24 protein-coding genes and 1 pseudogene are annotated in these 25,887 nt (G+C 68.1%); 9 read left to right on the top strand and 16 right to left on the bottom strand.

The window, feature by feature from the left end; translation table 11 throughout:
• Positions 1-103: 103 nt before the first annotated feature.
• Complete coding sequence (locus P3T34_RS29310; protein ID WP_280669027.1) at positions 104-391, top strand: DUF3303 family protein; 288 nt, start codon at positions 104-106, stop codon at positions 389-391.
• Between the two features lie 61 nt (positions 392-452).
• On the opposite strand, the gene P3T34_RS29305 is transcribed toward P3T34_RS29310, so the two are convergent.
• The 3 genes from P3T34_RS29305 to metG form a co-directional block, all read right to left on the bottom strand.
• Positions 453-839, bottom strand: a complete 387-nt coding sequence (locus tag P3T34_RS29305) for a type II toxin-antitoxin system death-on-curing family toxin (protein ID WP_280672484.1) — start codon at positions 837-839, stop codon at positions 453-455.
• Positions 840-851: 12 nt separating this feature from the next.
• Positions 852-1,049, bottom strand: a complete 198-nt coding sequence (locus tag P3T34_RS29300; RefSeq protein ID WP_280669026.1) for a hypothetical protein — start codon at positions 1,047-1,049, stop codon at positions 852-854.
• A 246-nt stretch (positions 1,050-1,295) separates the two neighbouring features.
• Entirely contained in the window at positions 1,296-2,903 is a 1,608-nt protein-coding gene (metG, locus tag P3T34_RS29295) for a methionine--tRNA ligase (RefSeq protein ID WP_280669025.1), read from the bottom strand.
• Positions 2,904-3,093: 190 nt separating this feature from the next.
• Here metG and P3T34_RS29290 point away from each other — a divergent pair, with 190 nt between their 5' ends.
• On the top strand, positions 3,094-3,909 hold the full coding sequence (locus P3T34_RS29290; RefSeq protein WP_280669024.1) for a phytanoyl-CoA dioxygenase family protein: 816 nt from the start codon (positions 3,094-3,096) through the stop codon (positions 3,907-3,909).
• A gap of 22 nt (positions 3,910-3,931) precedes the next feature.
• Entirely contained in the window at positions 3,932-5,131 is a 1,200-nt protein-coding gene (locus P3T34_RS29285; protein WP_280669023.1) for a GNAT family N-acetyltransferase, read from the top strand.
• Here P3T34_RS29285 and P3T34_RS29280 read toward each other — a convergent pair.
• The 8 genes from P3T34_RS29280 to P3T34_RS29245 form a co-directional block, all read right to left on the bottom strand.
• Positions 5,037-6,368, bottom strand: a complete 1,332-nt coding sequence (locus P3T34_RS29280) for an MFS transporter (protein WP_280669022.1) — start codon at positions 6,366-6,368, stop codon at positions 5,037-5,039. The genes P3T34_RS29285 and P3T34_RS29280 overlap by 95 nt on opposite strands.
• Before the next feature lie 26 nt (positions 6,369-6,394).
• The gene (locus P3T34_RS29275) at positions 6,395-7,375 is read right to left on the bottom strand and encodes a phytanoyl-CoA dioxygenase family protein (RefSeq protein WP_280669021.1); all 981 of its coding nucleotides are present in this window, start codon (positions 7,373-7,375) and stop codon (positions 6,395-6,397) included.
• A gap of 10 nt (positions 7,376-7,385) precedes the next feature.
• Positions 7,386-8,384, bottom strand: a complete 999-nt coding sequence (locus tag P3T34_RS29270) for an aldo/keto reductase (RefSeq protein WP_280669020.1) — start codon at positions 8,382-8,384, stop codon at positions 7,386-7,388.
• Entirely contained in the window at positions 8,381-8,992 is a 612-nt protein-coding gene (locus P3T34_RS29265) for a hypothetical protein (RefSeq protein WP_280669019.1), read from the bottom strand. The genes P3T34_RS29270 and P3T34_RS29265 overlap by 4 nt, the downstream gene beginning before the upstream one ends.
• Positions 8,989-10,629 carry a radical SAM protein gene (locus tag P3T34_RS29260; RefSeq protein WP_280669018.1) on the bottom strand — a complete coding sequence of 547 codons (1,641 nt, stop codon included), beginning with the start codon at positions 10,627-10,629 and terminating at the stop codon, positions 8,989-8,991. Before P3T34_RS29260 ends, P3T34_RS29265 begins: the two co-directional genes overlap by 4 nt.
• Positions 10,629-12,839 carry a radical SAM protein gene (locus P3T34_RS29255; RefSeq protein ID WP_280669017.1) on the bottom strand — a complete coding sequence of 737 codons (2,211 nt, stop codon included), beginning with the start codon at positions 12,837-12,839 and terminating at the stop codon, positions 10,629-10,631. Before P3T34_RS29255 ends, P3T34_RS29260 begins: the two co-directional genes overlap by 1 nt.
• A gap of 107 nt (positions 12,840-12,946) precedes the next feature.
• Positions 12,947-13,141 carry a hypothetical protein gene (locus P3T34_RS29250; RefSeq protein WP_280669016.1) on the bottom strand — a complete coding sequence of 65 codons (195 nt, stop codon included), beginning with the start codon at positions 13,139-13,141 and terminating at the stop codon, positions 12,947-12,949.
• A gap of 1,172 nt (positions 13,142-14,313) precedes the next feature.
• Positions 14,314-15,225 (bottom strand): LysR family transcriptional regulator, encoded by a 912-nt coding sequence (locus P3T34_RS29245; RefSeq protein WP_280669015.1) that lies wholly within the window; start codon positions 15,223-15,225, stop codon positions 14,314-14,316.
• 140 nt (positions 15,226-15,365) lie between these two features.
• On the opposite strand from P3T34_RS29245, the gene P3T34_RS29240 reads away from it, so the two are divergent.
• Together P3T34_RS29240 and P3T34_RS29235 are read left to right on the top strand one after the other, a co-directional pair.
• The gene (locus tag P3T34_RS29240; protein ID WP_280669014.1) at positions 15,366-15,950 is read left to right on the top strand and encodes a hypothetical protein; all 585 of its coding nucleotides are present in this window, start codon (positions 15,366-15,368) and stop codon (positions 15,948-15,950) included.
• Positions 15,951-16,008: 58 nt separating this feature from the next.
• A complete protein-coding gene (locus P3T34_RS29235; protein WP_280669013.1) occupies positions 16,009-16,683 on the top strand; it encodes a YbhB/YbcL family Raf kinase inhibitor-like protein in 675 nt (224 codons plus the stop codon).
• A 226-nt stretch (positions 16,684-16,909) separates the two neighbouring features.
• Here the strand turns inward: P3T34_RS29235 and P3T34_RS29230 are convergent, their stop codons facing one another.
• A complete protein-coding gene (locus P3T34_RS29230; RefSeq protein ID WP_280669012.1) occupies positions 16,910-17,368 on the bottom strand; it encodes a MarR family transcriptional regulator in 459 nt (152 codons plus the stop codon).
• 63 nt (positions 17,369-17,431) lie between these two features.
• On the opposite strand from P3T34_RS29230, the gene P3T34_RS29225 reads away from it, so the two are divergent.
• Complete coding sequence (locus P3T34_RS29225) at positions 17,432-17,800, top strand: VOC family protein (RefSeq protein ID WP_280669011.1); 369 nt, start codon at positions 17,432-17,434, stop codon at positions 17,798-17,800.
• A gap of 79 nt (positions 17,801-17,879) precedes the next feature.
• Here P3T34_RS29225 and P3T34_RS29220 read toward each other — a convergent pair.
• Positions 17,880-18,737: pseudogene (locus tag P3T34_RS29220) on the bottom strand (transposase family protein); the annotation flags it as partial.
• A gap of 414 nt (positions 18,738-19,151) precedes the next feature.
• Here P3T34_RS29220 and P3T34_RS29215 point away from each other — a divergent pair.
• On the top strand, positions 19,152-19,421 hold the full coding sequence (locus P3T34_RS29215) for a hypothetical protein (protein ID WP_280669010.1): 270 nt from the start codon (positions 19,152-19,154) through the stop codon (positions 19,419-19,421).
• On the top strand, positions 19,418-19,654 hold the full coding sequence (locus P3T34_RS29210; RefSeq protein ID WP_280669009.1) for a hypothetical protein: 237 nt from the start codon (positions 19,418-19,420) through the stop codon (positions 19,652-19,654). The genes P3T34_RS29215 and P3T34_RS29210 overlap by 4 nt, the downstream gene beginning before the upstream one ends.
• 108 nt (positions 19,655-19,762) lie before the next feature.
• Here the strand turns inward: P3T34_RS29210 and P3T34_RS29205 are convergent, their stop codons facing one another.
• A complete protein-coding gene (locus P3T34_RS29205; RefSeq protein ID WP_280669008.1) occupies positions 19,763-20,551 on the bottom strand; it encodes a WD40 repeat domain-containing protein in 789 nt (262 codons plus the stop codon).
• A complete protein-coding gene (locus P3T34_RS29200; RefSeq protein WP_280669007.1) occupies positions 20,515-21,036 on the bottom strand; it encodes a WD40 repeat domain-containing protein in 522 nt (173 codons plus the stop codon). The genes P3T34_RS29205 and P3T34_RS29200 overlap by 37 nt, the downstream gene beginning before the upstream one ends.
• A 446-nt stretch (positions 21,037-21,482) precedes the next feature.
• On the opposite strand from P3T34_RS29200, the gene P3T34_RS29195 reads away from it, so the two are divergent.
• The gene (locus P3T34_RS29195) at positions 21,483-21,854 is read left to right on the top strand and encodes a hypothetical protein (protein WP_280669006.1); all 372 of its coding nucleotides are present in this window, start codon (positions 21,483-21,485) and stop codon (positions 21,852-21,854) included.
• 774 nt (positions 21,855-22,628) lie between these two features.
• Here the strand turns inward: P3T34_RS29195 and lanKC are convergent.
• Complete coding sequence (gene lanKC, locus P3T34_RS29190) at positions 22,629-25,250, bottom strand: class III lanthionine synthetase LanKC (RefSeq protein WP_280669005.1); 2,622 nt, start codon at positions 25,248-25,250, stop codon at positions 22,629-22,631.
• Positions 25,251-25,887: the final 637 nt, after the last annotated feature.

The raw sequence follows: 25,887 nt of genomic DNA, 5'->3' as shown, positions 1-25,887 counted from the left end.
ACTGCACTCCGATGCCTTACTCCAGCTGCAAAGGCCCCGAATCGCGGCAACGCTTGGCAAGCGGCACATGTGTGCCGAACGCCAACGAGAGGGTGGAACGACCATGCGGGTGCTGCTGACGGTCCAGATGGACACCGAGAAGGCGAACAAGGCGATCGTCGGCAAGACGCTCGCCACCACCATGAAGTCGGTGTTCGACCGGATCAAGCCGGAGGCCGCGTACTTCGGAGCGTTGGACGGGATGCGTACCGGTTACGTCGTCTTCGACCTCAAGGATCCGTCCGACATCCCGAGCATCGCCGAGCCGTTCTTCCAGGACCTCGGCGCCAAGATCACCTTCATCCCGGTGATGAACTTCGACGACGTCCAGGCCGGCCTCCAGAAGTCCTGACCACACCCGACGAATGGCCCGCACCCCGGCACCGGGGGCGGGCCATAGTCGCGTGCCGTGGCTACGAGAAGAAGGGCCGGAGTCGACGCGCGATTTCCGGCACATCCAGCCGGGACTGCGCCACTTCGAGCACAAGCTCCTCCGCTGCGTCCTCGTTGAGCGGCTCAAGCAGCTCATGATCATTGATGTCCACGAAGACCGCGGTCACCGTCCAGGCAGTGCGCTTGTTGCCGTCGATCAGGCTGTGGTTACTCGCGAGCGAGTGCAGCAGTGCCGCAGCCTTCTCGAACAGATCCGGATACGCCTCAATGCCGAACCCGCCGGCCTGGGGACGTGCCACCGCACTCTGCAGCAGGCCATAGTCCCGGATCTTGACCTCCATGCCGAACGGCTCGAGGACGACCTTCGCAATGGCCAGGACGTCCTGGACGTCGAGGTACTCCGTGATGGCGTTCTCCGGTTACTTATCCGCAAGACGCTTGTTGAGGCCTGCGGAGATACGGGCGACGCGGACCGCCGCGGCGGCGACCTTGCGGCGATGAACTTCGTTGAGGACGGCGTCGTGAGCGAAGGTCTTCATGCTGGTCTCCTCCTCTGCAGTCGCCTCGCGAATACGGGCCATCTCTTCGACGGTGAAGGTGATGTTGAGTGCGGGCATGGTGTCCGCCTTTGGAATGGTGTCGGGGCACACAAGTCAACCAGGTACCTGTTTTGGTACCACAGCCAATGTACCCCGCCGGCCCCCCGCAAGTCCTCCCCAGCGACGAAAATCTCCGCCGCCTCCCGCCGCTGCTGCGTCCCCGCGTGGCGGCGGGTGTTCCGGGTCCCACCAGGCCACTCGTATGCGGACCGTCCGGATCAGTCCTACCCCAAAGCGACCCGCAGAGCAGGCAGTTGATCGTGCTCAGGCAGGCTCGGTGACCTCCAACCGCGGGAAGAGGACCGCACCCTTGGTGAGCACCGAACCTGCCGGCAACGTGCCCCAGCGGCCCACCTCCTGGACCCGCTGGTCGCCGAGCGCCCCCAGTGAGGCATCCGCCCCGAGGGAGTCCCACAGCCGCTGCGAGGTCTCGGGCATCACGGGGTTGAGCAGCACCGCGCACCCGCGCAGGGCTTCGCAGGCGGTGTAGAGGATGGTCGCGAGCCTGGCCCGGCCCTGCGCGGACTCGTCCTTGGCGACCGCCCACGGCTGCTGCTCGGTCAGATAGCCGTTGACCTGCTTGATGAACTCGAAGACCGCGGCGATGCCACCGGCGAAGTCCAACTCCTCGCCGATCCTTCGGTCGGCGGCGTCGACGGCCTTCGCCAGGCCGAGCTGTACCGCCCGCTCGGCGTCCTCGACCGCGGTGGCGCCGGGCAGGACCCCGTCGAAGTACTTGCCGACCATCGCCACCACGCGCGACGCCAGGTTGCCGTAGTCGTTGGCGAGTTCGGAGGTGTAGCGGGCGGCGAAGTCCTCCCAGGAGAACGAGCCGTCGTTGCCGAAGGCGATCGCTCGCAGGAAGTACCAGCGGTAGGCGTCGACGCCGAAGTGCTCGGTGAGGTCCTGTGGCTTGATGCCGGTCAGGTTGGACTTGCTCATCTTCTCGCCACCCACCAGCAGCCAGCCGTTGGCCACGATCCGGCCGGGCAGGGGCAGGCCGTTGGCCATCAGGAGCGCGGGCCAGATGATCGCGTGGAAGCGCAGGATGTCCTTGCCGACCAGGTGGACGTCGGCGGGGAAGACCTCCTCGAACCTCGCCGGGTCCGAGCCGTACCCCACCGCGGTCGCGTAGTTGAGCAGCGCGTCGATCCACACGTAGATGACGTGCCGCTCGTCCCACGGCACCTTGATGCCCCAGTCGAAGGTCGACCGCGAGATGGAGAGGTCCTGCAGGCCCTGCTTGACGAAGTTCACGACCTCGTTGCGTGCCGACTCGGGCTGGATGAAACCGGGGTTGGCCTCGTAGTGCTCCAGCAGCCGGGAGCCGTACTCGGAGAGCTTGAAGAAGTAGTTCTCCTCCTTCAGGGTCTCCACCGGCGTCTTGTGGACCGGGCACAGCTGCGTGCCCCCCTCGCCCTCCAGCAGCTCACCGGGGATCTTGTACTCCTCGCAGCCGACGCAGTACGGGCCTTCGTAATCCTTCTTGTAGATCTCGCCCTTGTCGTGCAGGTCCTGGACGAACTCCTGGACGCGCGCGGTGTGGCGCGGCTCGGTGGTGCGGATGAAGTCGTCGTTCGCGATGTCGAGGTGCGCCCACAGAGGCTTCCACGCCCCGTTCACCAGTCTGTCGCACCACTCCTTCGGGGTGACCCCGTTCGCGTCGGCGGTGCGCTTGATCTTCTGGCCGTGCTCGTCGGTGCCGGTGAGGAACCACACCCGCTCGCCGCGCTGGCGGTGCCAACGGGTGAGCACGTCACCTGCGACGGTCGTGTAGGCATGTCCCAGGTGAGGGGCGTCATTGACGTAGTAGATGGGGGTCGATACGTAGTAGGTCTTCGCACCGTGCTCTTCGGATCCAGTAGCCGCCATGCCGAAAATTCTAGACCTGCGGCAGCTGCCCGGGCCAACTCCGGAAGCCCGGCGGCACCGTCTCCAAGATGGTTCGTCGCTGTCCCGATCGCAGCTGCGGCATCAGCACTCCTGACGGTCCGACATGTCCCAACCCGACCGTACAATTGTACCTCTTGCAGAGCATCTGGGCGTCAGATACAGTTTCAGCATGCTCATAGGTGACTTCCTGTCAGGTAGGGTCAGCCTTTCCCAGGTCTCCGTCGATCCGGCGGACGACGACTTCGCCGGGAAGATGCTTGAGAGGCTGCGGAACTTCGGTGTCACGTTCTCGCCCGGATGGCTGGACGCCGTAAAACTCGCTGACCTGCAGAATGAGTTCGAAGGCGCATTCGCCGACAGTGAGGGAAAGCCGCTGGAGGAACTCACAGCGGCCGGCAAGGACCTCTCCCGATCGTATGGGAGAACACGTACCGGCAGGCATCTCAAGTACAGCAACGGGGATGAACTGACGGATTCTCTCCCGGTGGTGCACGAGGTCTTCAACCAGGCATGGATGGGCGAGCTGGCCAGTGATTACCTCGGGCTTCCCTGCACGCTCAACCGCCATGTCATCCTGACTGACGACCACATACCAGGCGACGAGATCATCCCCTATCACTACGACGAGATGGGCGCACTCAAGTTCTTCATCTATCTCGATCCGATAGACAAGGAGAACGGGCCCTTCCAGGCTATTCCTGAAACCCGGGACGCGACCCGTCAGCTGCGGATCAGCGAGTGGCTGAAGCACGACGACATCGAGAAGGTCCGCATCAAGGTGTTCGAATCCTTCTCCGAGGACGTCTTCTACGCCCTGTACGGCCAGTTCAAGCTGGCCCTGCAGTCCCGGTCGATCACCTTCCAGGCTCCGGCCGGCTCGCTCCTGGTCTTCGACACGGACACCATCCACCGGGCGGGCCTGTTGAGCCCCGGCCGCCGCCGAAGGGTGGTCAGGGGAAGCTCCTACCGTGGGCTCTGGCCGTAACACACCGAGGGGCAGGACACACATGAGGCTAAGGTCAGCCGGCCTGATCACAGAGATCGCCCAGGAGTGGCGGGAGTCGGTGCGGCCGGATTCGCTCTACTCCACTCCCGAATGGCTGGAATGCAACGAGAGCGGCCGGCCAAACGATATCCGGTACACCGTCGCCCTGACGGAGCCGGGCGGAATGGTGGTGCACCGGACGGTCGCCGGCGGCTTTCCGGGAGGCGATCCGCTGTATTTCCTGCTGAGGCAGGAACTGGGTCACCATCCTGACGCCGCGCTCCTCGGACAGGCCACCGATCTCCGCGAAAGGCTCGGCCCGAGAATCCTGGACGGCGGCTATCCGATGGCGGTCTCCGCGCTGCCCGGAGGATATCTTCCGGGATTGACCGGCGCCATCGGGGACGCCGGTACCGCTGTTTTTCTGGATAGCCTGGAGGCGACCGCCAAGGAATGGGAGTGCCCGTCCACGGTGATGCTTCACGTCCCGGACGGCAATTCACTTCCGGCGGCCCTGGAGGAGCGTGGCTACATCGGCGTCGTCGGCGTGGCGCAAGCTGTCCTGAGGCTTCACGGAAATGATTTCAGCGATTACCTGGACACGTTCGACAACCGGCGGCGGGTGCGGCAGGCCAGAGTTCTCCAGGAGCGTCGGGCCTTCGCCGCAAGCGGGCTGACCCTGCGAGTGGCCGAGCTGGGCGAGTTCGGCGCCGGGCACGCCGCGCTGCATTCGCGCCAGCTCCGAAAATACGGCCATGACGTGTCTGACGAATGGCTGGTCGAGCTGATCAGGCGCAGCGCCCACTATCTCGGCCGGTGGGCGCACCTGCTGGTGGCGGAGCGGGATGGCTCACTGGAGGCATTTACCCTCTGCTACGAGTACAACGGGGAACTGCACTTCAAGATGTCCGGCTTCTCGGAATACGCCGAACAGAACTTCGGGTATTTCAACCTGGCCTACTACGAGCTGGTGGAACAGGCGCTGAGCCGGCAGGTGGGGCAGCTGGTCTACGGCCCGCTCAGCTACGAGGCGAAGGTCGGACGCGGCTGTGCACTCCACCCCCGCACCAGCTATCTCCGGGTGCCCCCGGCGTACCGGTCCGATCTCGCGGAGCTGGCACGGATCGTCAGCCACCTGAATCGCTCGTTGTTCCTGCGGCTGGAGGAGGAGTGGGGGACTCGACGCCAACAGGTGAACCACTTGACGTCTCAGGTCCCCTGACTGATCGTCGGTGAACGGCGATGCGGTCCAGGCGTCCCAGCACGGCAAAGGCGAGCGCGCCCAGAGCAGCGCACGCCCACCAGAGCAGCGCGGCGTTCGCCCGGTAGACCGTGACTCCCAGCGGGGAGAGCACACCGGCGGCGCCCAGGCCGACACCGAAAGCGCCCATATAGCGTCCTCTGGCGTCCTCGGGCGCGAGATCCGCGACCAGGGCCGGCAGCAGGGCTGCGACCCCGATCTCTCCCAGGCTCCACACCACCACGGTGAGCAGCAGGAGGGGCAGGGTCCGGGCCGCTCCGGTGAGCGCCACCCCGATCCCCACGAGCAGCACCCCGCCACCCAGCCCGTACAGCCGGGGAATCCGGCTCAGGGTGGGCCCGATCAGAGGTTGCACGACGGCGATGAGGACACCGTTCAGCGCCATCATCACGCCGTAGCCGCCCGCGTGGAGGCCGGTGTCGATGGTCCGCAGGGGCACGGTGTAGGAGGTCTGGAAGTAGACGGCGAAGGTCATGAGGCTCGCCAGGCACGCCGCGGCCAGCGCGCCGTCCCTCCAGTGGTTCCAGGAACGGGTCCGGGGAGCCTCGCCGGCCTCCGCGGGCGCCGGCCCCAGGCGTGGCGCGGTGCCCAGCAGCTTCCAGCCGATCAGTGCCGCGAAGCTGAGCGAGGTCAGTGCGTCCAGCACGAAGAGCGGGGTCCAGCTGCGGGTGGCGAACCATCCGGCACCGAGCGCGGCGATCGGTATGGCGAGGTTCAGGGCCCAGTGCAGCAGTCCGAACGCCCGCGGGCGGTCCTGCGCCGGCACGATGTCGACGACGAGGGCGTTGGCCGCGGGACGGAACAGATCGCTCGACAGGCCCAGGAGGAAGACCGAGGCCCCGACCGCGACCGGCCCCCGCGCGAGGGCGAGCAGGAGTTGGCAGGCCGCCGCGCAGCTCAGGCCGAGCACCATGGCGTGCCCTCTGCCGATGCGGTCTGCCAACTGGCCGCCCAGCGGGCTGCTCAGGAGGACGCCGACGCCGTAGCCCATCAGCACGGGAGTCACTGCGGCGTGGCCGAGGTGGTGGTACTGCGTCAGGAAGATGGTGAGAAAGGGCGCGACGAACGTCCCGGCCCGATTGATCAGGGTGCCCGCCCAGAGGAGCGCGAAGGTGCGCGGGAGGTTCCCGAAGCGGCTGGCAAAGGGCCCGCTGCGGCGGTGCGCGGCGGCATGGTGGTCGTGCTTGCTACTGGTCATCGCCTGCTCTCGGAACAGTGTCGCGACTATGGTCGGGGACGTCGGATCTCGGGCAGCCGCTCCTGCCAGGCGCTCACGTCCAGGCCCGGGTAGCGGGCGGACATGCCGTCCAGAACGTGACGGTCGTAGGCATCGTGTCCCGGTGGGGGAAATCCGAAGAGTTGGAGCTCCTCGGGGGTGGAGCCCGCGACGAACTCCTGCCAGTGCGGTGACATCGCGGTGCGCAGGAAGCTCTGGAGACCGAGCCAGTCGGCACCGGCCGGCTTGTAGCTCAGGTTCATCCACAGCCGCGATCCGCCGGGCTCGGTGAGGTCGACGGCCCGGTGCCAGATGTCCGGGGCATAGACCAGCAGACTGCCGGCCGGCCCGGGGCAGGAGACCTCGGCCCGGTAGAGGTGCGGGTGCGTGCCGGGCCACACGCGGTACGGGACCGGCGGTAAGTCCCTCGTGAGCCGTCGCGGCACCAGGCGGGTCGGACCGCGGCCGTCGGTGATGTCGCTCAGGTAGAGGAACATCTCGACCTGCCGGGGCCTGCTGTCCCGCTTCGGCACCAGGAGGGTGTGCGACGAGTAGTCCAGGTGCAGCGGCTGGGCGTAGTTGGTGGCGCCTGCGTACTTCGCCCACAACTGCGCCTGGTAGATGCGCAGATCGGCGGTGCCCAGCAGAGTGACGGCGAGGGCGACGATCTGCGGGTGGACCGCGAGCCGGTTGAGGGCCCGGCCGGCCCAGGGGAAGTCGAGCTGGCCGGCGAACTGCACGGGGTTGGGGGCGAGGAATCCCGCGCCCCGGCCTACGGCTCCGCCCGGAGCGTCGGCCGGGTCCCGGTAGCGGGCGTTCCGCTCCGGGTCGACGTCCGCCGCGAAGTCGGCGCCCGTAGGGTAGAGATTCGCTAACTCCTCCGCGACGGCATCGAGTTCTGCGGGCCCGATCAGTCGCGGGACCAGGAAGAACCCGTCCGAATGCCAGGACTCCAGCAGGGCCTCGTCCCGGAGTTCCACGTCTGCCATCGTCAGCTCCTCAGGGGCTCTTCGGGTCGTCGGGGTTCGGGCCGGTGTGTTCCGCGCAGCGCGGGCAGTCATCGGACGGCGAGGCATGCGGTGCCAGCGCGTGCAGCTCGTGCGCCCTCTGCCGGTCGGACAGCAGGTCGAGCGCCGCCATGACGGCGTCCAGCTGCTGCGGAGTCTTGGGACCCACCAGCACCCGGGAGACCGCAGGGATGCTCAGGCAGAAGGCGATGGCGGTGGCGGCCCGGTCGGCCTGCCCCTCCCCAGCCCCCGCCGACCTGATGAAGGCGTCTGCGGCTGCCCGCAGTCCCGTCCGGGTGGCGGAGGGGAGCAGTGAGCGCCAGTCCTCTTGAGAACGGGTGCCTGGGTCGTCGTCGGGGCGGGCGAGGAAGCCGTAGGCGAGGGGCTGCATCGCCCAGACCTCCCATCCGATCCCGGCCAGCGCCTCCCCGGCCGGCACTGACACATGCCGGTTCACCCCGTTGAGTTCGATCTGTGCCACGCGTCGACGTGGCGGTGGAGGCAGCCGCAGAAGGGAGGCGTGGAGGTGGCCGGCCACCCCGACCGTCACGCCCGGCAAGGTCTCCTCCAGGAGGTCGAGCGCCTCGACCAGCGATCCGTCCTGGTAGGACTGCGGACTCGGGTCCTTGACGAGGACGAAGCGCGGCTCCCCTACGAGGCGCGCACCCACGGCCACTTCGGCCAGCAGCTCGGTCGGCCCGATCCTGTTCGTCGGCACCCCGTTGATCCGGGGCCGACCGGGTTTGGCGGCGATGTTCCAGGTCCGGCCGCGCGAGCGTTGCCAAGCCGCAAGCCGACGCAGACCGTCGCCGCCGCCGTAGCCGGGCGCGGTGTCGACGGTGCGCATGCCCAGCTCCCACGCCCGGTCGAGGACTTGCGACGCCGACAACTCGCTCACACGCCCGTAGGACTGGGTGACCGGCAGGCTGCCGCTGCCAGACAGGCCCCAAGTCCCCAGGACGAAGCTGTCGCAGACCGAGCGGATGGTCATGGCGCCACCGCCGACTCCTGGCCCAGCGACTCGAGGATCTCTTCTCGCAGCCCCACCAACCGCTCCTGCGGCACCGGCTGCAGGACGGACTTCGTCGGTGCCGAGGGCGGGAGGTGGATGTTCAGGGTCACGGTGGCGTCGGCCGGGAACATGACGAAGTGGTAGTCCTGCCAGTCCAGCGCATAACCGAACCCGGTCCGGACCACGCACTGTTCGCGCAGCTGCAGGTCGGGCTCGTCCGGCGACCCCGCATTGTCGAAGAGGAGGTGGTGGTAGGACCCCTTGAGGATGCGGGTGGCGAACGAACGGCGGTGGTAGTGCGGGCTCAGCGTGCCGCCCCGCCAGAATTCCAGGAAGCGCTCCCGGCTGAAGAGGTTGACTCTGGCGAGGCCGACACCCTCGCGCTCGGCCACCGTGAGAATGCGCGGGTCCACCCCGGGCGTCTCGCCGTCCTGCCTGTTCAGCCGGGTCAGCTCGGCCGGCGAGAGCGATGTCAGCAGGTCGACGGTGGAACGGCACCAGTCGGTGTCCGCTCGCAGGAGCTCGGTCACCTGGCCGAGCAGTGGCTTGCTCACGTCGACCGTGTTCAGCAGGTCCTGGGCGTTCACCTGCCGACCCCCTGGCGCATGGCGATGACGTCGTTCTGGGTGTAGTAGCGGACCTCGCCCTCGGCCTGTGCCACGCTGCCCAGCAGCAGGGCCTTGGCCAGCGACATCCGTGACTCGACCGACGCCAGTCGCTGTTCGGTCCGCGCCAGCACTTCACCCGGGCTCGGGGCGTCCTGGCCCGACAGGTCCTGCACGGCCTGCTCGACGACCGCGACGAAAGCTGCGTTGCAGGTCTTCTCGAACAGGTCGATCGCTCGGGAGACGGCTGGATCGCGCCCTGGGACCGTCCGCCGCCATTCGAACGTGACCGATGACTGGAGGCCCGCGACGACCTCCTGGTAGGGCGCGTAGCGCGCCGCGGTCTCCTCCGCGACCCGCTTGGCCACGGCAGTCCTTGGGTCGAGATAGTCGGAGGCCAGTGAGGAGCCCAGGTCCCGCAGTGCTCCGTCGTGTTCGATGACGCGATTCAGCGGTGTCCCGAAATGGGGATCGACAGCACTGTTGACCGTGACCGGTTTGAGTTCGCCGATCTCCCGGAGGAAGTCGAGACCGGCTTGTATCTCGCTGATCGTGGCCCGGTGGTTGAACAGCATGAAGCCCGGCTGGAACGACAGGCCGAGTGATTTGATGATCCGCACCGCGTCGAGGTTCTGCTGGACCGAGTGGCCCTTTCCGTACAAGCGCAGCGTCTCGTCGTCGCCGGTTTCCAGCCCGACGAAGACATGCTTGAGGCCCCCTCGCGCCAGGGCGGCGAGCACCTGCGCGTCGACGTTCTCGGCGCGGCAGGACATGGCGAACTGGAGAGGGAGCGCGAGTGCCTCCAGCTCCTGGCCGATCATCAGGGCGCGCGCGTGGCCGGCCTCTGTCCCCCCGAAGAACTCGTCGTCCACGATGAGGAGTTCGATGAGGCCGAACCGCTCGTGAAGATCGACGATCTCAGCGACCGTGTGCGCGACCGACCGGGCGAGCCAACTGCCGTTGGCCAGTGGCCGGTCACGCTCCAGCCCGTAGAAGCGGGGGATGCTGCAGAAGGTGCAGCGCGCGTAGCAGCCCCTGCTGGTGGAGACGCAGACGAGTCCGTCGAGGTCGATCAGGTCCTGGGTCAGGTCCCGAGCCGGCGGGGCCAGCCGGTCGAGGTCCCGCACCCGCGGCGCCGGCCGCCAGCGGACCTCCCCGCCGTGGCGTGCGTACACGCCCGGGACGGTCCGGGGGTCCCGGCCCTCGGCCAGCGCCGTGGCATAGCCGACGATGGGCCCCTCTCCCTCGCCGGAGACGACCGCGTCAACGGCGGGGCAACCGTCCAGCACACGCTGCGGGATGAAGGAGACCGCGTGCCCCCCGATGACGATGCGACCGCGGAATCCGCTCTCGCGCAGCAGCCGGCAGATGCGATCGGTGCTGTCCGGGAAGTGGTTGAGGATGACGGTGAATCCGACCAGGTCGGGATTGAGCGCCAGGATGCGTTGGACGGTCTCCTGCTCGCTCCAGTCGTGGAGCATGCCGTCGAGCATCGTCACGTCGAGCCCCGCCTGCCGCAGGGCGCCGGCGCAGTAGGCGATACCCAGGCACTCCACCGGCTTGCTGAACTTGTGCAGCACATCGACCGGAGGGCGGACGAGAACGGTGTGGACGCCCATCAGAAGACGAACTGGGTCGTGTGTCCCAGCAGGCGCACGGGAACACTCCAGAACCGTTCGAGGTCTCCCCAGTGCCGGCCGACCAGGTCGCGCCCGTGCGCGTTGAAGCCGGTGGCCGGGACCAGGATGAGGTCCGGTTTGCGTCCGACCTGCTCGTACCGGCGGACCAACGCCGCGTTGATATCGCCGATCGTGCACATGTCCATGACGCGGATGTTCCCTCCGAGGTAGTCGTTCGTGGCCACGACGAAGTCGATTCCGTCCGCGTAGTCGGGCAGATACCGTTCGATGAACGCCCGAGCGGCCGGCAGCATGAGGGAGGACGTCACCAACCAGCTGTGGCGGGCTCCGGTGTCTTCGATCTGGGCCGCTATGCCTTTCGCGTCACCGGCGCTGATCGAGGGTGCCGTCACCACGCCGTGCGGAACGATGTACTTGCCGATGAACGATCCGGTGTACGGGTACTGCATCGGCAGGTCCGTGTCGAGGGTGGTTTCGAAGAGCCGTCCGCCACGCCGGACTTGCAGCCTGACGAGGCCCTTGACCAGCATGAGCGCACTGACCACTTCGGAACGGGTCTTCGGTTCGAGGAAACCCACTTTGACGATGACGTCTCCCGGGCGCAGATCGCATGCGGCGGCCGGCGAACCGGGCACCGTGCCGATGACCCGGGCAGCCAGCGGGTCGTCGTAGAAGAAGTTCTCCTCGTACGCGCTCGGGATGGCGATGACGGGCACGGAGGTCTGCTCACGCATCCGTTGCGTCCATTCGATCACGCTGCCCCACAGCACGTCCGTGTCGAAGTCCATCGAGGAGGGATGACTGCGGGTGAAACCGGGCTCGTTGATCCGGATGAAGTTCGGATCAAGCTCCGAGACCGCTTCCACCGTGCGGGTCAGGTCGTCCAGTGGGAAGTCAGGGGTGGCCACCAGGCTGACCCCGAAGGGTATTTCATGCTTGCGCAGTTCTTGCAGGCAGTGCAGGGCGGTCCAAGTCCGGCTGGGCTTCTCCTTCATGACCTCCTGACGCAGCGGCTCGTCGACGGTGTTCGTCGACACCACGAAGTGCACCGGCTTGACCTCGGCGAGCTGCTCCACGATTCTCGGCGTCAGCGGATTGCCGTTGGTGGTGAAGAAGAACGGGCGGTCGGTAGCCTGGCGGAGGGTCCGCATGATCTCGGGAAGGCGGGGGTCCACCAGGAACTCGTTGAGCTCCCACTGGGCCGAGAAGAGGGCCCGCCTCTCGTGCGGACGGTAGTAGGCGAGCCGGGTGTCCAGTTCGTCGCGGGCGATGCTCTTCTTCGCGCGGGCGATGGCCAGGGTGTCCGGGTTGCCGAAGAGGTAGCAGAAGGAACAGGCCACGTTGCAGATCCGGGCCAGGTGCTCGTAGACCTCGGACGGATGGCCGTGCGAGGGCACCACCCAGTCGACGGTGTGGCGCAGGCGGAAGCCGTCAAGAACGGTGGCGTCACCGCCCTTCGACACCCGCAGGAGGTTGGCCAACAGCGCCCAGTGCCTGGCCAGGACGGGGATGGTCGGCTCCGTCTGCGAAACGGAGAACAACGGCTGCCGGCGGATGGCCGTTCTGGCGTCCTCGGTGCGCTCGGCCATCGGATGGGGCTCGGCCACCGGGCGCAGGAAGAGTGCGTACTCGCCGTCGGCGCTGCGCAGCGAGACCGGGTACACCGCGCGGCCTTCCTCCAGGAGGTCGACCTCGTCGAGGAGGGCGGACAGCAACTGCGCCGGGTAGTCCGCACGACCCGCCGTCGCCTCCGTTGCCTGCGTCGGCCCCGGCTTCGGGATCGGATAGGAGAAGACGAAATCCCCCGAGGTGTCCGGAGCATGGTCCCAGGACCCTGCCGAGGCTCCGTCCGGACACTGCCAATCGGCCGCGAAGAGCGGAACCTTGGAGTTCTCTGGGATCGTGATGCCGAGAAGCGCGTCGAGCGTTTCCCGAAGGGGATCGGCGGTGCTCCCCGGTAGGCGGCCGAGAGGTTGGCGAAGAGGCCGGCTTTCGCCGATGCCGTAGTCGACTGCGGAGTCCAGGTCCCGGCACCGTAAGCGGTAGGCGGACGGGTGGCGGGCCGAGCCGTCCGCGCCGATGAGGTCAGCGCTTTCGAGGATCGAACCCAGTACCGCGAGGCAGTACTCGTGGAATGCCTCGCGGGCGCCCGGGAGCTGCTCCGGAGATTCGATATCCAGCATTGTCATGAATTCAACCCTGTCGCCGTACGAACTCCGACCGTGCCATGGGGGCGGGAAACGCCCCCATGGCACGACTCCCGCAATTCAGCCCGCGAGCGGGCTCACAGTCCTCTTCAGACCATGTTGAGCGTGGAGATCTCCGCCGAAAGCGAGCGGGTCAGGACCTCCGCCCGCTCCAGCAGGTCCGCACGGGTCCAGCCGCGCTCGGCGATGAGCGCCTCGGCCTTGGCCTCGTCGCTCAGCGCCTCCATCAGCTCCTCGACGGGAATGTCGAGCTTGCTTTCCAATACTGCAGTGCTGGGAGACATGCCTTCCTCCAATTGATGGATTCCTGCCCCCGGTGGGGAATGGCGAAGTCCCGGACGGCCCGCGGTATCCGTCAGGAATTTCACCTCCGACACTGCCATACCGTCAGTGCCCGATCAACGGGTTATCGGACGACAATGACTATTCGCTGACGAACTGTTTGATTCCGGAAATGCCCGAGTCGGGCATGGGGGGGTGAAGTCACCCATGCGGACGTGCGCCGCCGGCGCGGGTGCCCGGCCCGTCGGCATGCCCCGCGACCTGCAGTCAGATGTCTTACGGGGCAAGCGCATTGAAGGTCTTGTGCGTGTGCAATGTCATACTACACAGCGGAGCCCGACTCGGCGATGCCTGGCCGCAACCCGTTCCCCTCGTACGCCTCCGCATCCCGCTCGCCGCACCCGACCCTGCCCTTGCCGAGAACCTCATCCGCCCTGGTGAGACGCACTGTGTGAGGGTGCACGAGTGTCGACCTCGTCGGTCGGGTGGGCGCTCTGGCAGAGCCGACGAGCTCCGCGGCACGATGACCGACCGTGCTGCTACGACTGGCGTACCTGGGTGTGACGAACGCGTTCGCGATTCTGCGACTACTGCCGAGGAGCGACCGCGAGAAGGACGTGGAGATCCTCGCGCTGCGTCATCGCCCACCGAAGCGATGGAAACGGCCTCCGACCTGCATAAACGCTGGTCGGGACGACAGGATTTGAACCTGCGACCCCCTGACCCCCAGGGCGGTTCAAGTAGTGCCGACAGCCGGAGCCTTGAGGCTCCGACTTTCTGTTACGCCAATAAGCCTGAGGATAGGCAGAGTTGGCGCACTTCGACAGGCACCCCAGGGCCGCCACATCCTCGGCCACCTGACGAATCTTCAGTTCGCGAGCGCTTGAAAGCTCCCATGGCAACGGCGCAGCACGGCCCTGCGGACCGGCCGACGCGGGCGGATCATGGTCGCCTACCCACCAGCTACAGATCGTGATCATCCCGGCGCTGTGTCGTCTTGAGCGTGTCTCTGCTGACCGGTCCCCACGCACCTCGCGCACCGCCCCGCACGCTCTGCCGACCCACCCGACCACCCGGCGAACCTTGGACTTCGGAACCGGGGGGACCCCGAACTCCGCGACCGGGAGGAGTCCACCTCGGCGCGGCCGGCCAGGAACGTGACGGCGTCACTGGGTCACAGGCATAGCCTGCGCGCAATGTGCGGCGGGTTGACCAGGGTCCGGTCGGCGATGGCGTCGACGAAGGCGGCAGTGATCGGGTCGGGGCGTACCCGGGTGTAGACCGACAGCGGGCGCCGAACCGGTGGGTCGGGGCGCAGCACGGTGCCCTCGAAGTGTCGGGGGATGTTGTTTCCGGGCACCAGGGCCAGGCCGAGGCCGGCCAGGGCGAGGTTGATCGCGGAGGGGCTCTGCTCAGTTCTGACGGCGACGCGCGGTTCGAAGCCGGCGTCCTTGCAGGCGCGGTTGAGGATCTCGGACAGGCCGCTCTGCGGGATGAAGTGGACCCACTGGTGCTCGGCAAGGTCCGCCATGCGGACTCGGTGGGAGTCGGTGGGCAGTTCGGCGTCGGGCGCTGCGGCAATGACGAACTCCTCGATGCCGATCTCGCGGACGGGGCCGTCCCAGCCGGGGGGCGTGGGACCCACGGCCAGGTCGGCGTTGCCCGCTTCCATGGCCGCGATGAGGTCGTCGCTGTGGCGGAACTCGACCAGTTGGACCCGTAGTTCGGGATAGTACGTGCGCCAGGTACGCAGCGCGGGGGGCAGGATTCCGGTGCTGATGGAGAAGAGCGTGCCGACGTGTAGTTCTCCGGTCGCGATGCCCGAGGCCCGACGGCCGGCGCTGCTGGCACGTTCCGCGTGAGCGAGGCTGGCGCGCGCGTGCGGCAGAACGGTCCGGCCGGCCGGGGTCAGGCGGACCTTTCGTGGCAGGCGTTCCAGCAGCGGACCGCCCAGTTCGCGCTCCAGGGCCTGGATCTGGTGGGACAGGCCCGGCTGCGAAACGTGCAGCACCTGGGCCGCGGCCGTGAACGAGCCCTCGTCGACGACGGTGACGAAGTATTCGAGCTGACGCAGAGAGACTGCCATGCACGCAGGTTATCACTGCGAGAACATCCATTTGTTGGACTTCTGACTCAACCCCGCGCATGATGACATCCAGGCGGCAGATTCGCCTGCTACGTGAGTCAGCCGCTAAATGGATCCGGACGGATACCCCGGGAGATGGTATGAGTAATATCCGCGTACTGTGCCTCCATGGTTACCACGGAAGCGGACGCATTCTGCGCGAGCAGATGCAGCCGCTGACCGGAGATCTGGGAGCGTCGATCGAGTTCGTCTATATCGATGCACCGTCTCTCGGTAGGGGCGATTTCGGGTGGTGGCATGAGGGGTTCCGCGGGTGGGAGAAGACACGCGACTGGATGGTCGGGTTCTTCGGGGAGCAGGCGCCCTTCGACGGGGTCTTCGGGTTCAGTCAGGGTGCGGCCCTGGCCTCGCTGCTGGTCGGGATGAGGGGCATCGGAGGAACGTCGCCCAGGCCTCTGACTTTCGAATTCGCGGTGATGGCCGGCGGATTTCGGAGCGACTCCGCCATACACGCGCCGTTGTACGCCGGGACCCAGAACTACGAGCTGCCTTCGCTCCACATCATGGGCCGATCGGATTCGATCGTCCCGATCGCCGACTCACGTGTCCTGGCCACGCAGTTCAGCGCCCCCGTCGTCCTTGAGCATTCCGAGGGCCATGTCATTCCGGCGGCACCGTCGATACGCGGCGACGTCGAGCACTTCTTCCACCGCATGGCCCGGTGATTTCCACCCGAGCCTTTACTGCCGCCCATTGTATTGACGCCCGGAAGGATCTACTGTCATGTCACGCCCCAAGTTGACGTTCGCCGCCACCGTTGTCGCCCTGGCGGCTACAACCTGTGCCCTGGTCGGCTTCACCGACAGCGGATCGGCGACCACTCCCGCGCACACGGCCACAGCCACTGCCTCGCGCACCGGTGCCGAACGGCCCAACCCTTACGCGTTCCTGCCGAAGGTCCCCTCATTCAAGCTGTCGAGCACCACCGTGAGCAACGGCAGGCCACTGCCGACGGCCCAGCTTTCCGGCGTCTTCGGCGTGCCCGGCGGCAAGGACATCTCCCCGGAGCTGACCTGGTGCGGATTCCCCGCCGGCACGAAGAGCTTCGTGGTGTCGATGTACGACCCCGAGGCACCCACCGGCAGCGGCTTCTGGCACTGGATCGTCGCTGACATCCCTGCGTCGATCAGCTCCCTGCGGGAGAACGCCGGTGCGCTCGGCAGCAAGGCGCTTCCCCCGGGCGCCTTCCAGCTCAATGCCGACGCCGGCACGCCGCGCTACATCGGCGGCGCCCCGCCCGCGCACTCCGGCGTCCACGACTACTTCGTCACGGTCACCGCCCTCGACATCCCCACGACCGGCCTGAACGCCACCACCAGCGGCGCGCTGCTCGGCTTCACCATCGACAGCCACACCCTCGCACGGGCGACCATGGTGTTCCCCACCACCGCCCACTGAGAGAGCGCCCTCGCCACGGCCCAGCACCGCACGAGGTCGGCCCTGCCGAGCGGCACGTCCGGGTCAGAGGCCAGCGGGTGCAGCTTTTCCGGCTCATCGCAGAAGAGGGTGTAGTCGGGGTCTGTCGGTTTCGAGGTCGCCTGCACGGGTTTTCATGCTCGGCTGCACTCCCGTCGGGGCCCGGCGAGATGTGCGCCAGGGAACGAGATGTGCGCCAGGGAACGAGCTATGCACCGGCGTCGCCGTCGCGCAGGGAATGGATCATGCTTTGCAGGAGCCGGAACGCGTCTGACTGCTCTGTCTCGGTCATGCCGGCCAGCATTCTGACCTCGACGGACCGGACCGCTACGGTCGCCTGCTCGAGCCTCTGTCGGCCGCGAGGCGTGAGCCGGGCGGGAAGAACCTTCCCGACGGGTGCCTCCGCAGGCCTGGTCACGTGACCCTCTCGTTCCAGGGCCTGGAGCAGCACGTGCATCGACTGCCGTGTCACGAACGCGCCCCGCGCGAGCTCGGAGTTCGACAGGCCCGGCCGTTGAGCCAGCAGCTCTAGACAGGAGTAGTGCGTCACGCTCATCCCGAGTGGCCGCAGCACCTCCTCCATGGCTGCGCGCAGGGCGCTCGAAGCCTCTTTCAGCAGGTAGCCCAGTGATTTGTCCAGGTCGACGCCGGCACCGTTTTGACTCATGTCAGCATTCTGACATACATTGGCCTATGTCAGGAATCTGACACGAAGAGAAGGAGCATCACCATGCCCGCCACCGGCCCCGACTTCATCTCGCTCCAGGCGCGCGACCTCGACGCCTCGCAGGCGTTCTACGAGCAGTACCTCGGCCTGGTCCGCTCGCAGGCCGGACCTCCGCACGCCGTCGTCTTCGAGACGAAGCCGATCGCGTTCGCTCTGCGCGACGTCGTTCCCGGCACCGATCTCGCATCCGTTGCCCAGCCCGGCATCGGTGCCGCGATCTGGCTCCACGCCACAGACGTCCAGGCCATCCACGATGCTCTCGTCGTCGACGGTCACACCATCGTCTCCGCACCGATCGACGGCCCCTTCGGCCGGACATTCACCTTCGCCGACCCCGACGGCTACCAGATCACCCTCCACGACCGCACCTGACAGGCCGACATCCCGACGAGCCGCGGCATGTCGCGTCTACCGTGGGAATATGAGAATTTCGGCTCCGCCACCGCATCCTCCGGCCGTTGTAGTACGGGAGGGTGAGTCCGGCGTCGACGGCGGCGCGGTCGAGTTCGAGGCCGTTCGTGAAGGAGTGCAGGTGGGGCAGGTCGGCGGCGCGGACTGTGGTGATCCAGTCGGTGAGCTTGGCGTCGTTGCCCTCCGCTGGGGTCAGTAGCTGCGCGAACTCGGCGCTGAGAAGGGCGAGTTCGGTCATCTCGGCGCAGGTTTCAGTGAGTTCCCGCAGAAGTGCGGTGTCCTTGTCATGCAGGTTCTCGGGGCGGGTGAGGAGGAGGCGGGCGAAGCGTTGCGGGGTGGTGACGGGCTTGTCGCCCTCGGCGCGGCCCTGGGCGATGTGGCGGTAGAGCAGGTTGAGGCTGCCGGTGTATCCCAACTCCTTTATCTCCTGGAACAGTTGCTTGACAGGGACGGCCGGGTCGGCGGCGCGGCGGCTGCGGAGGTGGTCGCGGTAGCGGTCGACGAGCGTGGGCTTGTAGCGGGGTGCGCGGCGGTCGCCGGTGGGCTCCTGCATGCGGGCGTGTCGCTTGACGGTGTTCAGTGCGACATCGAGGCGGCGAGCGCATTCGAGCTGGCCGACGCCCTGGTCGAGCAGGTTGTGGACATGTTGCCAGCGCTGGCGGGTGGTCTGTTCGCGTACGCCCCCGGGCCGGGCGGGGTTCACGGCGGTTGCCCAGCAGACGGCACGCCAGTCTCCGGAGCCGCACCGACGCCACGACCCGCCGTCCGTCCACCGGCACGTCCGCGACCACCCGCCCGTGGAAGCCATGCACCCGCCCCGTCGACTGCCCGCACACCGGGCACGGCACCGGATCGTCCCGAGTCCGCGCCGACACCCGGATGACCTCGCCTCGTCCATCACGCCCTCAATGACCAGGGCCGACAATCCGAGCACATCGACGAGTGGATCACCGCCCAACTCAACTCCGGCCGCGGCCGCGTAGCCGTCTACCGGGCTGTCTCGACCCTGCGCAACGCCCTCAATGCCGCCGTCCGCTCCTGGCGCCTGCGCTACAACCCCGCCAAGCACTCCATCCCACCCAAGCCCCGCGCTGAGGAGCGCACCTGCTGGACCCCCGAACAGGCCGCCACCTTCCTACGCCACAACGCTGAGCACTACGCCGACCAGCTCACCGACCTCTTCGAGGTCATGCTCGGCACCGGCATGCGCCGCGGCGAAGCCCTCGCCCTGCACTGGTCCGACGTCCACCTCATGGACCGCAAGCTCTTCGTCCGCTGAGCCCTGGCCGCAGTCAACAACAACCAGCTGCACATGCGCCAGCCCAAGACCCCCGCCAGCCACGCCTGGATCAGCCTCTCCCCCAGAGTCGCCACCGCCCTCCACCGCCAAGCCGCCCTCCAGATGGCCAACCACCCCGACGGGCGACTGGAAGGACTCGTCTTCTCCCGCCCCGACGGCTCACCCCTGCGCCCCCAGTGGATCCTCGACCAACTCCACAAGCGCACCACCGAGATCGACCTACCCCGCATCGCGGTAGTCCAGATGCGGGCCGGCGGGGTGGCGCGCACCCTGGTTCCATGAGCGCATACATGCCTGCGACGGTCTTCTTCCACCAGCGGGTCGAGATCGAAAGCACCGTCTACCAAGGCGAGATGGAGAACCTCGAAGTCGCCATGGAGGACCGGTGGTTGCATGTGCGAGTTGGGGCAGCCGGAGAGCGGGTCCACAGCTTCCCCCTGTCCATGATCGCCTGCGTGGCTTGGGACAGGACCGAACCAACGGCGCCGCCGTTTGTCGCCGGCAGGCCTCGCTGAACATCTACGGCTGGCACTCGATGACTGTGGCGGTCCTGTGCTCGCACAGCTTCCGCGAAGCACCGCCGGGCCCCAGGCGTTGCGCAGGATCCGCACCCGGCTGAGCGGCTACTGAGACTCTGTGCTCGCGCGCACCTGCTGGTAGACGCGGTCCGGGTCCGGGTCCCAGAGCCGCACGGCGGGGCCGTAGTCGGGGTCGCTCGCGGTGGTGGCGACGGTTCGTTGGCCGGGGGCGAACTCCGGGGCGCTGCCGCCTTGCAGGGTGACGGCGTCCTGGGACGTGACGGCGGCGGGCTCGGTCACATCCCAGAGCAGCAGTTGGTCGTCAAGCCCCTGCGCGGTGACGGCCAGCAGTCGGCCGTCCCGGCTGGCGTAGAGGTCGGCGGGCGCGATCGGGAGGTCCAGCCATCCGATCGGGCTGGAGGGTTTGTCGAGGCTCCGGAAGCCGACGGCGTTCGCGTGCCCGGAGGCCGTCACGACAATCGGGCGGCTGCCGAGTGTCGTGACGCTCTCCGCGACCGAGCGGATCGTGGCGGTTTGGGCCGGGTTGCGGACGTCGGCCACATCGAACATCTGGACGTCCGTGTCCGCCCGCAGGGCGATCATCCGGCGACCCGGTGCGTCCTCCACGAAGGTGGCGCCGCCGCTCGGGTTCAGGACGTGGGACTCGCCGGGGTGGTACGGGTCGGCGAGGCTCCAGAGCCGCACCGAGCCGGCGTCGTCGATGGTGACCAGGCAGCGGCCGTTCTGCTGGAAGCCGATCCCCGCCACCGGGCCGGGGGCCGTGACGGTCGCCAGCTCGACCGGACGGGCGCGGTTGGTGATGTTCCAGATATGGATCACCGGCTCGGCGGAGTTGTTCAGCACCACGAGGCCGCGGCCGGCGTCAGCGTCCACCTGCAGGTGCCGCTCGCTGGACCCGGCCTCGCCAGGGTGGCCTCCGGCACGGGGTGGCGGGGGTCGGCCGCGTTCCACAGCCCGATGGACGAACCGGTGCTGTCGGTGGTGAGCAGGGTGTGGTCGTCGGACAGGAACCCTCCTTCCGACCAGGGCGCGGGCAGTGTCGAGGCGAGGGCCGGGTTGAGCCGGTCGGTCACGTCCCAGAGTGCGGCGCTGCCGTCGCTCGCCTGTGTCACGAGTGCCCGCCCGCCGTCCCCGAACGAGGACCCTGGCGCGCTGTTGCTCTGCCGATTGGTCAGTTGCCCCGGTATCGCCGGCGCCACGCTGGTCCAGAGCTCGACCGTCCCGTCGTCGCGGCCGGTGGCCGCGGTCTGGTCGCCGGGTCGCAGCGCCGCGGTCCGCAGCGCCACCGGGCTCGGTAGGTTCGGCAGGTCGAGCGGACCCAGTGAGGTGGCGGAGCCGGGGGATCCGGCGGGCTCCACGCTCCATCGGTACAGCGGCCCGTCCGAGCCGGCTGCCACCTTCGTCCGCCGGACTGGTGACGGTCCACGGTCTGACGCGTGAGAGGTCTCAAGGTCATCTGCCGCCTCGGCGGCACACAGCGCAGCGGGGAGATGAACGCCGGCAATGATCGAAGCAAGGCTCCACCTCGTCGAGGCTCGCGTCCGCTACGCGCCGACGCCCTCACCGACAGCAGGCCCTTGCCGAACCCGCTGTTCAGCCACGCGGCCTGACAACCGCCCAGCCAAGCCGGCCCACCGAGCCGCTCAACAGCGGCGAGGGCCGACAAAGCAGCCAGCACCGCGTCGGCCTATAACTGACGCTCACTCAAGCTCACTGTTCACCACAGCAGTTGACGCCACGGGCTCTGTCACTAGCCGACGGGGGCGTAGGGCTCTCCCGTCATGTCCAGACGAGGGATCCGTTCATGCTGACTCGCCGTACGTCCCTGCGATCTGCCATCGCCATCCTTGGCGTTGGCGCCGCGATCGCCCTGTCCGCGTCCACGCCCGCATTCGCCGCCAACGAGGGGAACTACCCGGGAAATTGGGGCGGCTGCGCTGCCACGGAGGAGATCCAGCTGCGGACCGTCAGCGGTGCGACCCACGACTGGATGGAGTTCTTCCCGACCGCAACCGGTCCCAACTGCTTGTTCGACATCATTAACAACAATTCCGTGATCTGGACCTCCACAGGCGCCGGATCCGGCTGGATCTACGACGGCCCAGGCAACTACCTCTGCCCCCAGATCCATGACAAGGCCACCGGTGTACTCAAGTGGCAGGGCCAGTGCAACTGAGGTTGTCACGCAGCACGGCCGACTGCGGACCAGGTCCGGTTCGGCGGCGATGAGGTCGAGCAGGACCTCGCGCTCGACGGCCTTCGCGCCAGGTGACACGAAGCGCACGACCGGCAGTCCGTGGAGCGTGCTGACCAGGCGCAACCACATGCAGCCGTGAGGGCGTCCATCTCGGTCGTTACCGAGTGGACGCCCTCGCGTCGTCTGCGCGGCTACCCCTTGGAACCAGTCATCTGCGTCTGGACCTGCAACAACGCCTGGAACCAGCAGTGGAGGCTCCAGTAGGAGCCGCTCTCGGCGGAACGCGTCGAGCGGGGTCCGGGCCGGCGGCTCGGCCGGGACGCGCGGGCAGGCCCCGAGCCGCATGGTCCGGTAGCCCCAGGGCGCGCATGTGGTGGTGCTCGGGAGGTGGGCGGGCTCGAAAAACGGGGCTGACACCCGTTCCGTGGGGGCGCCGACCCCCGGTTCCCAGGGGTACGGGGGTCGGCCGCACCGAGTGCCCCGGAGCCGGCCCCGACCGCTCAAGGCGACCGGGATCGGCTCCGGGGCCGTTCGTCAGCTGCCGCAGCCGGTGCTGGCGGAGGTGCTGCCGCAGCCCTCACAGGACATGGACGTCACCTTGTTGGGCTCTTCGAGCTCCTGGAGGGCGAGGACTTCAGTCATCGGACACATCCTTTCCGGTTCCGGTCGCTGGTACGCGGGACCGGTCGCGTGCACCCCGGTGGATCCGGGGACATCTGGGGGGCAGCCGCTTGGGAAGCGGCCGGGAGCAGGTCACCGAGTGGGACTGACCAGCTCGTCTAGGGTGAAGAAGACATCCGCGGGCCCGTCGAGCAGCCGGGTCAGTGCGAGCAGTACGCCGGCCGAGCCGCTCCACAGGTCGGCGCTGAGCCGGAACATGTGCTCGCCGCAGAACCGCACGCCGTCGGGATCGGTGACCGCATGGCAGAACAGCCTGCGTGCGGCGGCCACCGCGGCCTGGCGGACGGCCTGCGAGCCGGTCCGGCTCGCATGGTCCGCCAGGGCGAGCACCAGGCCGGCGCGGCCCTCGTAGAGCCCGCTGTAGGCCGTGGTCGGGACCGAGCTCGGGATCAGGCACTGCTCGACCAGGGTGGCCAGCTCATCGCTGTGGGCCAGGTAGCGGGTGGCGACCAAGGCCAGCCCCGCCGAACCCCGGTGCAGGTAGGGGAACAGTCGCGCGTCAGTGGTGGAGATCCGGAACGCGATGCCGCCGCCCGGATAGTCGACCGCCCTGGTGGCCTCCGCGCGCAGCAGGGCGAGGCCGCGGCGGATCGCCGCCGGGTCGCCGGCCAGGTGGTGGAGGTAGTAGTCGAGCAGCGCCAACCCTGGCCTGCCGTGCAGCAGTCCGGTGGCGTCGTCGGGCCCGAGCAGTGGGGTCAGCTCCGGATCGTCGGGGACGGTCGCCCGCAGCTGCGCGGCCCGATCGAGGTGGCGTTCGTCGCGGTCGTGGCCGTACAGCGCGAGGTGGGCCATGGCCACGCCCGCCACGCCCTCGCCGAGGGTGGCCCGTTGGCGTAGCAACGGGTCCTGTTCGGCCGTGGCCAGCAGGGCGTTCGCCTCGTCGAGGAGGCCGTGGTCGGCGAGTACCCAGGCGATCCCGGCATTGCCGACGTGCAGGCCGGGCGGTGTGCGGTCGCGCAGGCGCAGTGAGTCGTCGGCCAACCGCCGGACCAGGGCCGGGTCGGCGGTGCGGCCCGCCAGGCGCAGCGCGTGCAGCACCCCGGCGGTGCCGTACGCGACGCAGCGCCGGTTGGTGAGGTAGCCGCGCGGCACTGTGGGGAACACCGGGTCGGCGTCGGGCCGGGCCATGGCGAGCAGGCCGTCCGCGATGCGTTCGCACAGTCGGCGCAGCTGCTGCTCCGGCGCGGCGGCCACCTCGGCCGCAGACGGCAATGCGCCCGTCGCCCGGGACTCGACGAACTCGGCGGCGGCTGCCAGCAGCTGCTCCGGGAGCGGAGCGATGGCGGCCTCGTTCGCCACCAGGTGGTCGAGGACCGCAGGTTCGCGCTGGAGCACGTGGTGCACGTTGCCGAACAGCATCAGCTTCGCGAGACCGGCCAGCCCGTACCGGTCGAAGTGCAGCGGGTCCGCGGCGGCGATCTCGCGCAGCCGGGCGCGGGGCTCGGCGGGGTGGTAGCCGGGGGTGCCGAACAGCGGCAGCGGCTCGCCGATCCGGGTGGCGGCCTCGAAGTCGATCAGTCGGACGTTGTCGTCCTCGTCGACCAGCACGTTGCCCGGGCTGACGTCCACGAACGCGTAGCCCGCAGCGTGCAGTTGGCCGAGCTGCTCGCCGAGCTGGGCCAGGATGCGCAGGCACCGCTCGTGGTAGGTGCGCTGCGGTGCCGGGTCGTCGGTGACGTAGAAGCCGGGCCTGAGGTTGATCACCCAGTCCATCAGGGTCCGTCCCGGCAGGACCTCGGTGACCAGGAACGTGTGCTCCCAGCACTGGAAGTAGTCCAGCGGCTCGGGGGCGAGCCCCGGCCGGATGCCGTGGAGGTCGCGCAGCGTGCGGTACTCGTGGGCGAGCCGCTCCGCCGCGGTGCCGCCGTCCCAGTCCAGCCCGGTGAGTGCGCGTGCCTCCTTGACGAACACCTGCCGGCCCGAGGCGCGTTCCACGGCGAGGTAGGTGCCGCCGCCGTTGGAGTGCCGCACGACCTGCTCGAACCGCAGTCCCTCGAAGGTGATCCGCCCGGCCTCCGGGGCGGCCGGCGGCGGAGCCACCGCCACGGGCTTCGCCTGCTCAGCCAGTTCCGCAGGCTGCACGAAGGGGTCCTCGATCCCGGGCGGCAGCTTGAACGACACACCTCGTACGTCGGGCACCAGGTGGCCGGTGCCATCGGGGACCATGAGTTCGCGGGTGCCGTCCGCCCGAAGCTCGGCGATCGGCTCGAAGGCCCCGTACCGGTAGGCGACGACGGAGGACTCCCGGAAGCGCCGGTCCCCGAGGATGTGCGGCCCCTGCACGCCGTCGAGGGCCTTCGCGAGCGCCTCCATCAGCAGACGGGCCGCTTCGGCGTCCGGCGGGTACGCGGCGATGAACTTCCCGCCCTGCGCCCGGTTTCCGTGCTTGTGGTGCAGCAGGGTGAAGCACACGTCGTTGCGCAGGTGCTTGAACGACACCCCCAGCTCGACGCAGATCGCCGCGGCCGTGTCCAGCACGTGCTGAGCGCGCTCCGCGGCAGCCGAGACGTGCACCTTCCACCCGTGGGTGGCCCGCGTGGTGCCGACGGGCGTGTAGATCTTCCAGAAGTCGGCCTCGGTGGTCTCCCACCCGCCTGGAAGTCCCTGCACCTCGAACGTGGTGGTGACCTGCGTCGTTTCACCGGCTGGGCGGTAGAAGTCCCGATCAGCCGTGAGATAGGGCAGTACGTCCACAGGGCCCCCGTTTCGCTCAAATAGAATCCGTTTCGGCGTGCCTCGGCTATTGCACGGCACCACGGAACATCCGTGCTAGGCCCCGGACTTCGCATCGGCCGAATTCTGGTTCCCTTTGGCTGGTTCGATGCAGTCCAATCAAAGACGTGCAGTCAGAAATCGTGCCAATTCGCCAATGAACCCGTGGGCCGCCGGTGAGTTGCCTTCAGGGGGGACGGCTCGATTATTCCCCCGTAACGTATCAGAGACCCATTTCGGTTCATTCGGATTTCCTATTTCTTCTGCAAGGCGACGTCAACGATCGGTGCGGCACCTGGTTCTCCTCCGCTGCGGGGTTCCTGCCGGCCTCGTTGTCTCATCGCGGCGGCTCCCGACGACGACGTGCTTCCAGGCTGCGCCGCCGCGCCTGCCCTCGGTGCCCGGTTGCGGATCTATCACCCGGACTGGGCCGCCGCGACGTTCCGCGACGCTGAGAGCGTGCGCCAGGTCCGCCTGTACAGCCGCGGCTTGTGGGAGGACTTCGAGCAGACCCGCACCCGGCGGCACCCTGCGGGAAACCCGGCCTCGAGCGCTTCGGACTCACCGTCACCCCCGGCGGCTGGCACCCCTGGCTGGACGACCCCACCCAGCCGCTGTG

This window comes from Kitasatospora sp. MAP12-44, assembly GCF_029892095.1.
Taxonomy (GTDB): Bacteria; Actinomycetota; Actinomycetes; order Streptomycetales; family Streptomycetaceae; genus Kitasatospora.
Note: the sequence above shows the minus strand (reverse complement) of the source record. Positions and strands in the feature narration are given on the sequence as shown.

Bases quoted from the DNA above. Each gene is read 5' to 3' on its own strand.
- P3T34_RS29250 (WP_280669016.1), bottom strand. From the start codon at position 13,141: ATGTCTCCCAGCACTGCAGTATTGGAAAGCAAGCTCGACATTCCCGTC.
- P3T34_RS29310 (WP_280669027.1), top strand. From the start codon at position 104: ATGCGGGTGCTGCTGACGGTCCAGATGGACACCGAGAAGGCGAACAAG.
- P3T34_RS29270 (WP_280669020.1), bottom strand. From the start codon at position 8,384: ATGACCATCCGCTCGGTCTGCGACAGCTTCGTCCTGGGGACTTGGGGC.
- P3T34_RS29195 (WP_280669006.1), top strand. From the start codon at position 21,483: ATGCTGACTCGCCGTACGTCCCTGCGATCTGCCATCGCCATCCTTGGC.
- P3T34_RS29235 (WP_280669013.1), top strand. From the start codon at position 16,009: ATGTCACGCCCCAAGTTGACGTTCGCCGCCACCGTTGTCGCCCTGGCG.
- P3T34_RS29280 (WP_280669022.1), bottom strand. From the start codon at position 6,368: ATGACCAGTAGCAAGCACGACCACCATGCCGCCGCGCACCGCCGCAGC.
- metG (WP_280669025.1), bottom strand. From the start codon at position 2,903: ATGGCGGCTACTGGATCCGAAGAGCACGGTGCGAAGACCTACTACGTA.
- P3T34_RS29285 (WP_280669023.1), top strand. From the start codon at position 3,932: ATGAGGCTAAGGTCAGCCGGCCTGATCACAGAGATCGCCCAGGAGTGG.
- P3T34_RS29275 (WP_280669021.1), bottom strand. From the start codon at position 7,375: ATGGCAGACGTGGAACTCCGGGACGAGGCCCTGCTGGAGTCCTGGCAT.
- P3T34_RS29260 (WP_280669018.1), bottom strand. From the start codon at position 10,629: ATGGGCGTCCACACCGTTCTCGTCCGCCCTCCGGTCGATGTGCTGCAC.
- P3T34_RS29225 (WP_280669011.1), top strand. From the start codon at position 17,432: ATGCCCGCCACCGGCCCCGACTTCATCTCGCTCCAGGCGCGCGACCTC.
- P3T34_RS29230 (WP_280669012.1), bottom strand. From the start codon at position 17,368: ATGAGTCAAAACGGTGCCGGCGTCGACCTGGACAAATCACTGGGCTAC.
- P3T34_RS29300 (WP_280669026.1), bottom strand. From the start codon at position 1,049: ATGCCCGCACTCAACATCACCTTCACCGTCGAAGAGATGGCCCGTATT.
- P3T34_RS29245 (WP_280669015.1), bottom strand. From the start codon at position 15,225: ATGGCAGTCTCTCTGCGTCAGCTCGAATACTTCGTCACCGTCGTCGAC.
- P3T34_RS29240 (WP_280669014.1), top strand. From the start codon at position 15,366: ATGAGTAATATCCGCGTACTGTGCCTCCATGGTTACCACGGAAGCGGA.
- P3T34_RS29215 (WP_280669010.1), top strand. From the start codon at position 19,152: ATGCGCCAGCCCAAGACCCCCGCCAGCCACGCCTGGATCAGCCTCTCC.
- P3T34_RS29210 (WP_280669009.1), top strand. From the start codon at position 19,418: ATGAGCGCATACATGCCTGCGACGGTCTTCTTCCACCAGCGGGTCGAG.
- P3T34_RS29290 (WP_280669024.1), top strand. From the start codon at position 3,094: ATGCTCATAGGTGACTTCCTGTCAGGTAGGGTCAGCCTTTCCCAGGTC.
- P3T34_RS29255 (WP_280669017.1), bottom strand. From the start codon at position 12,839: ATGACAATGCTGGATATCGAATCTCCGGAGCAGCTCCCGGGCGCCCGC.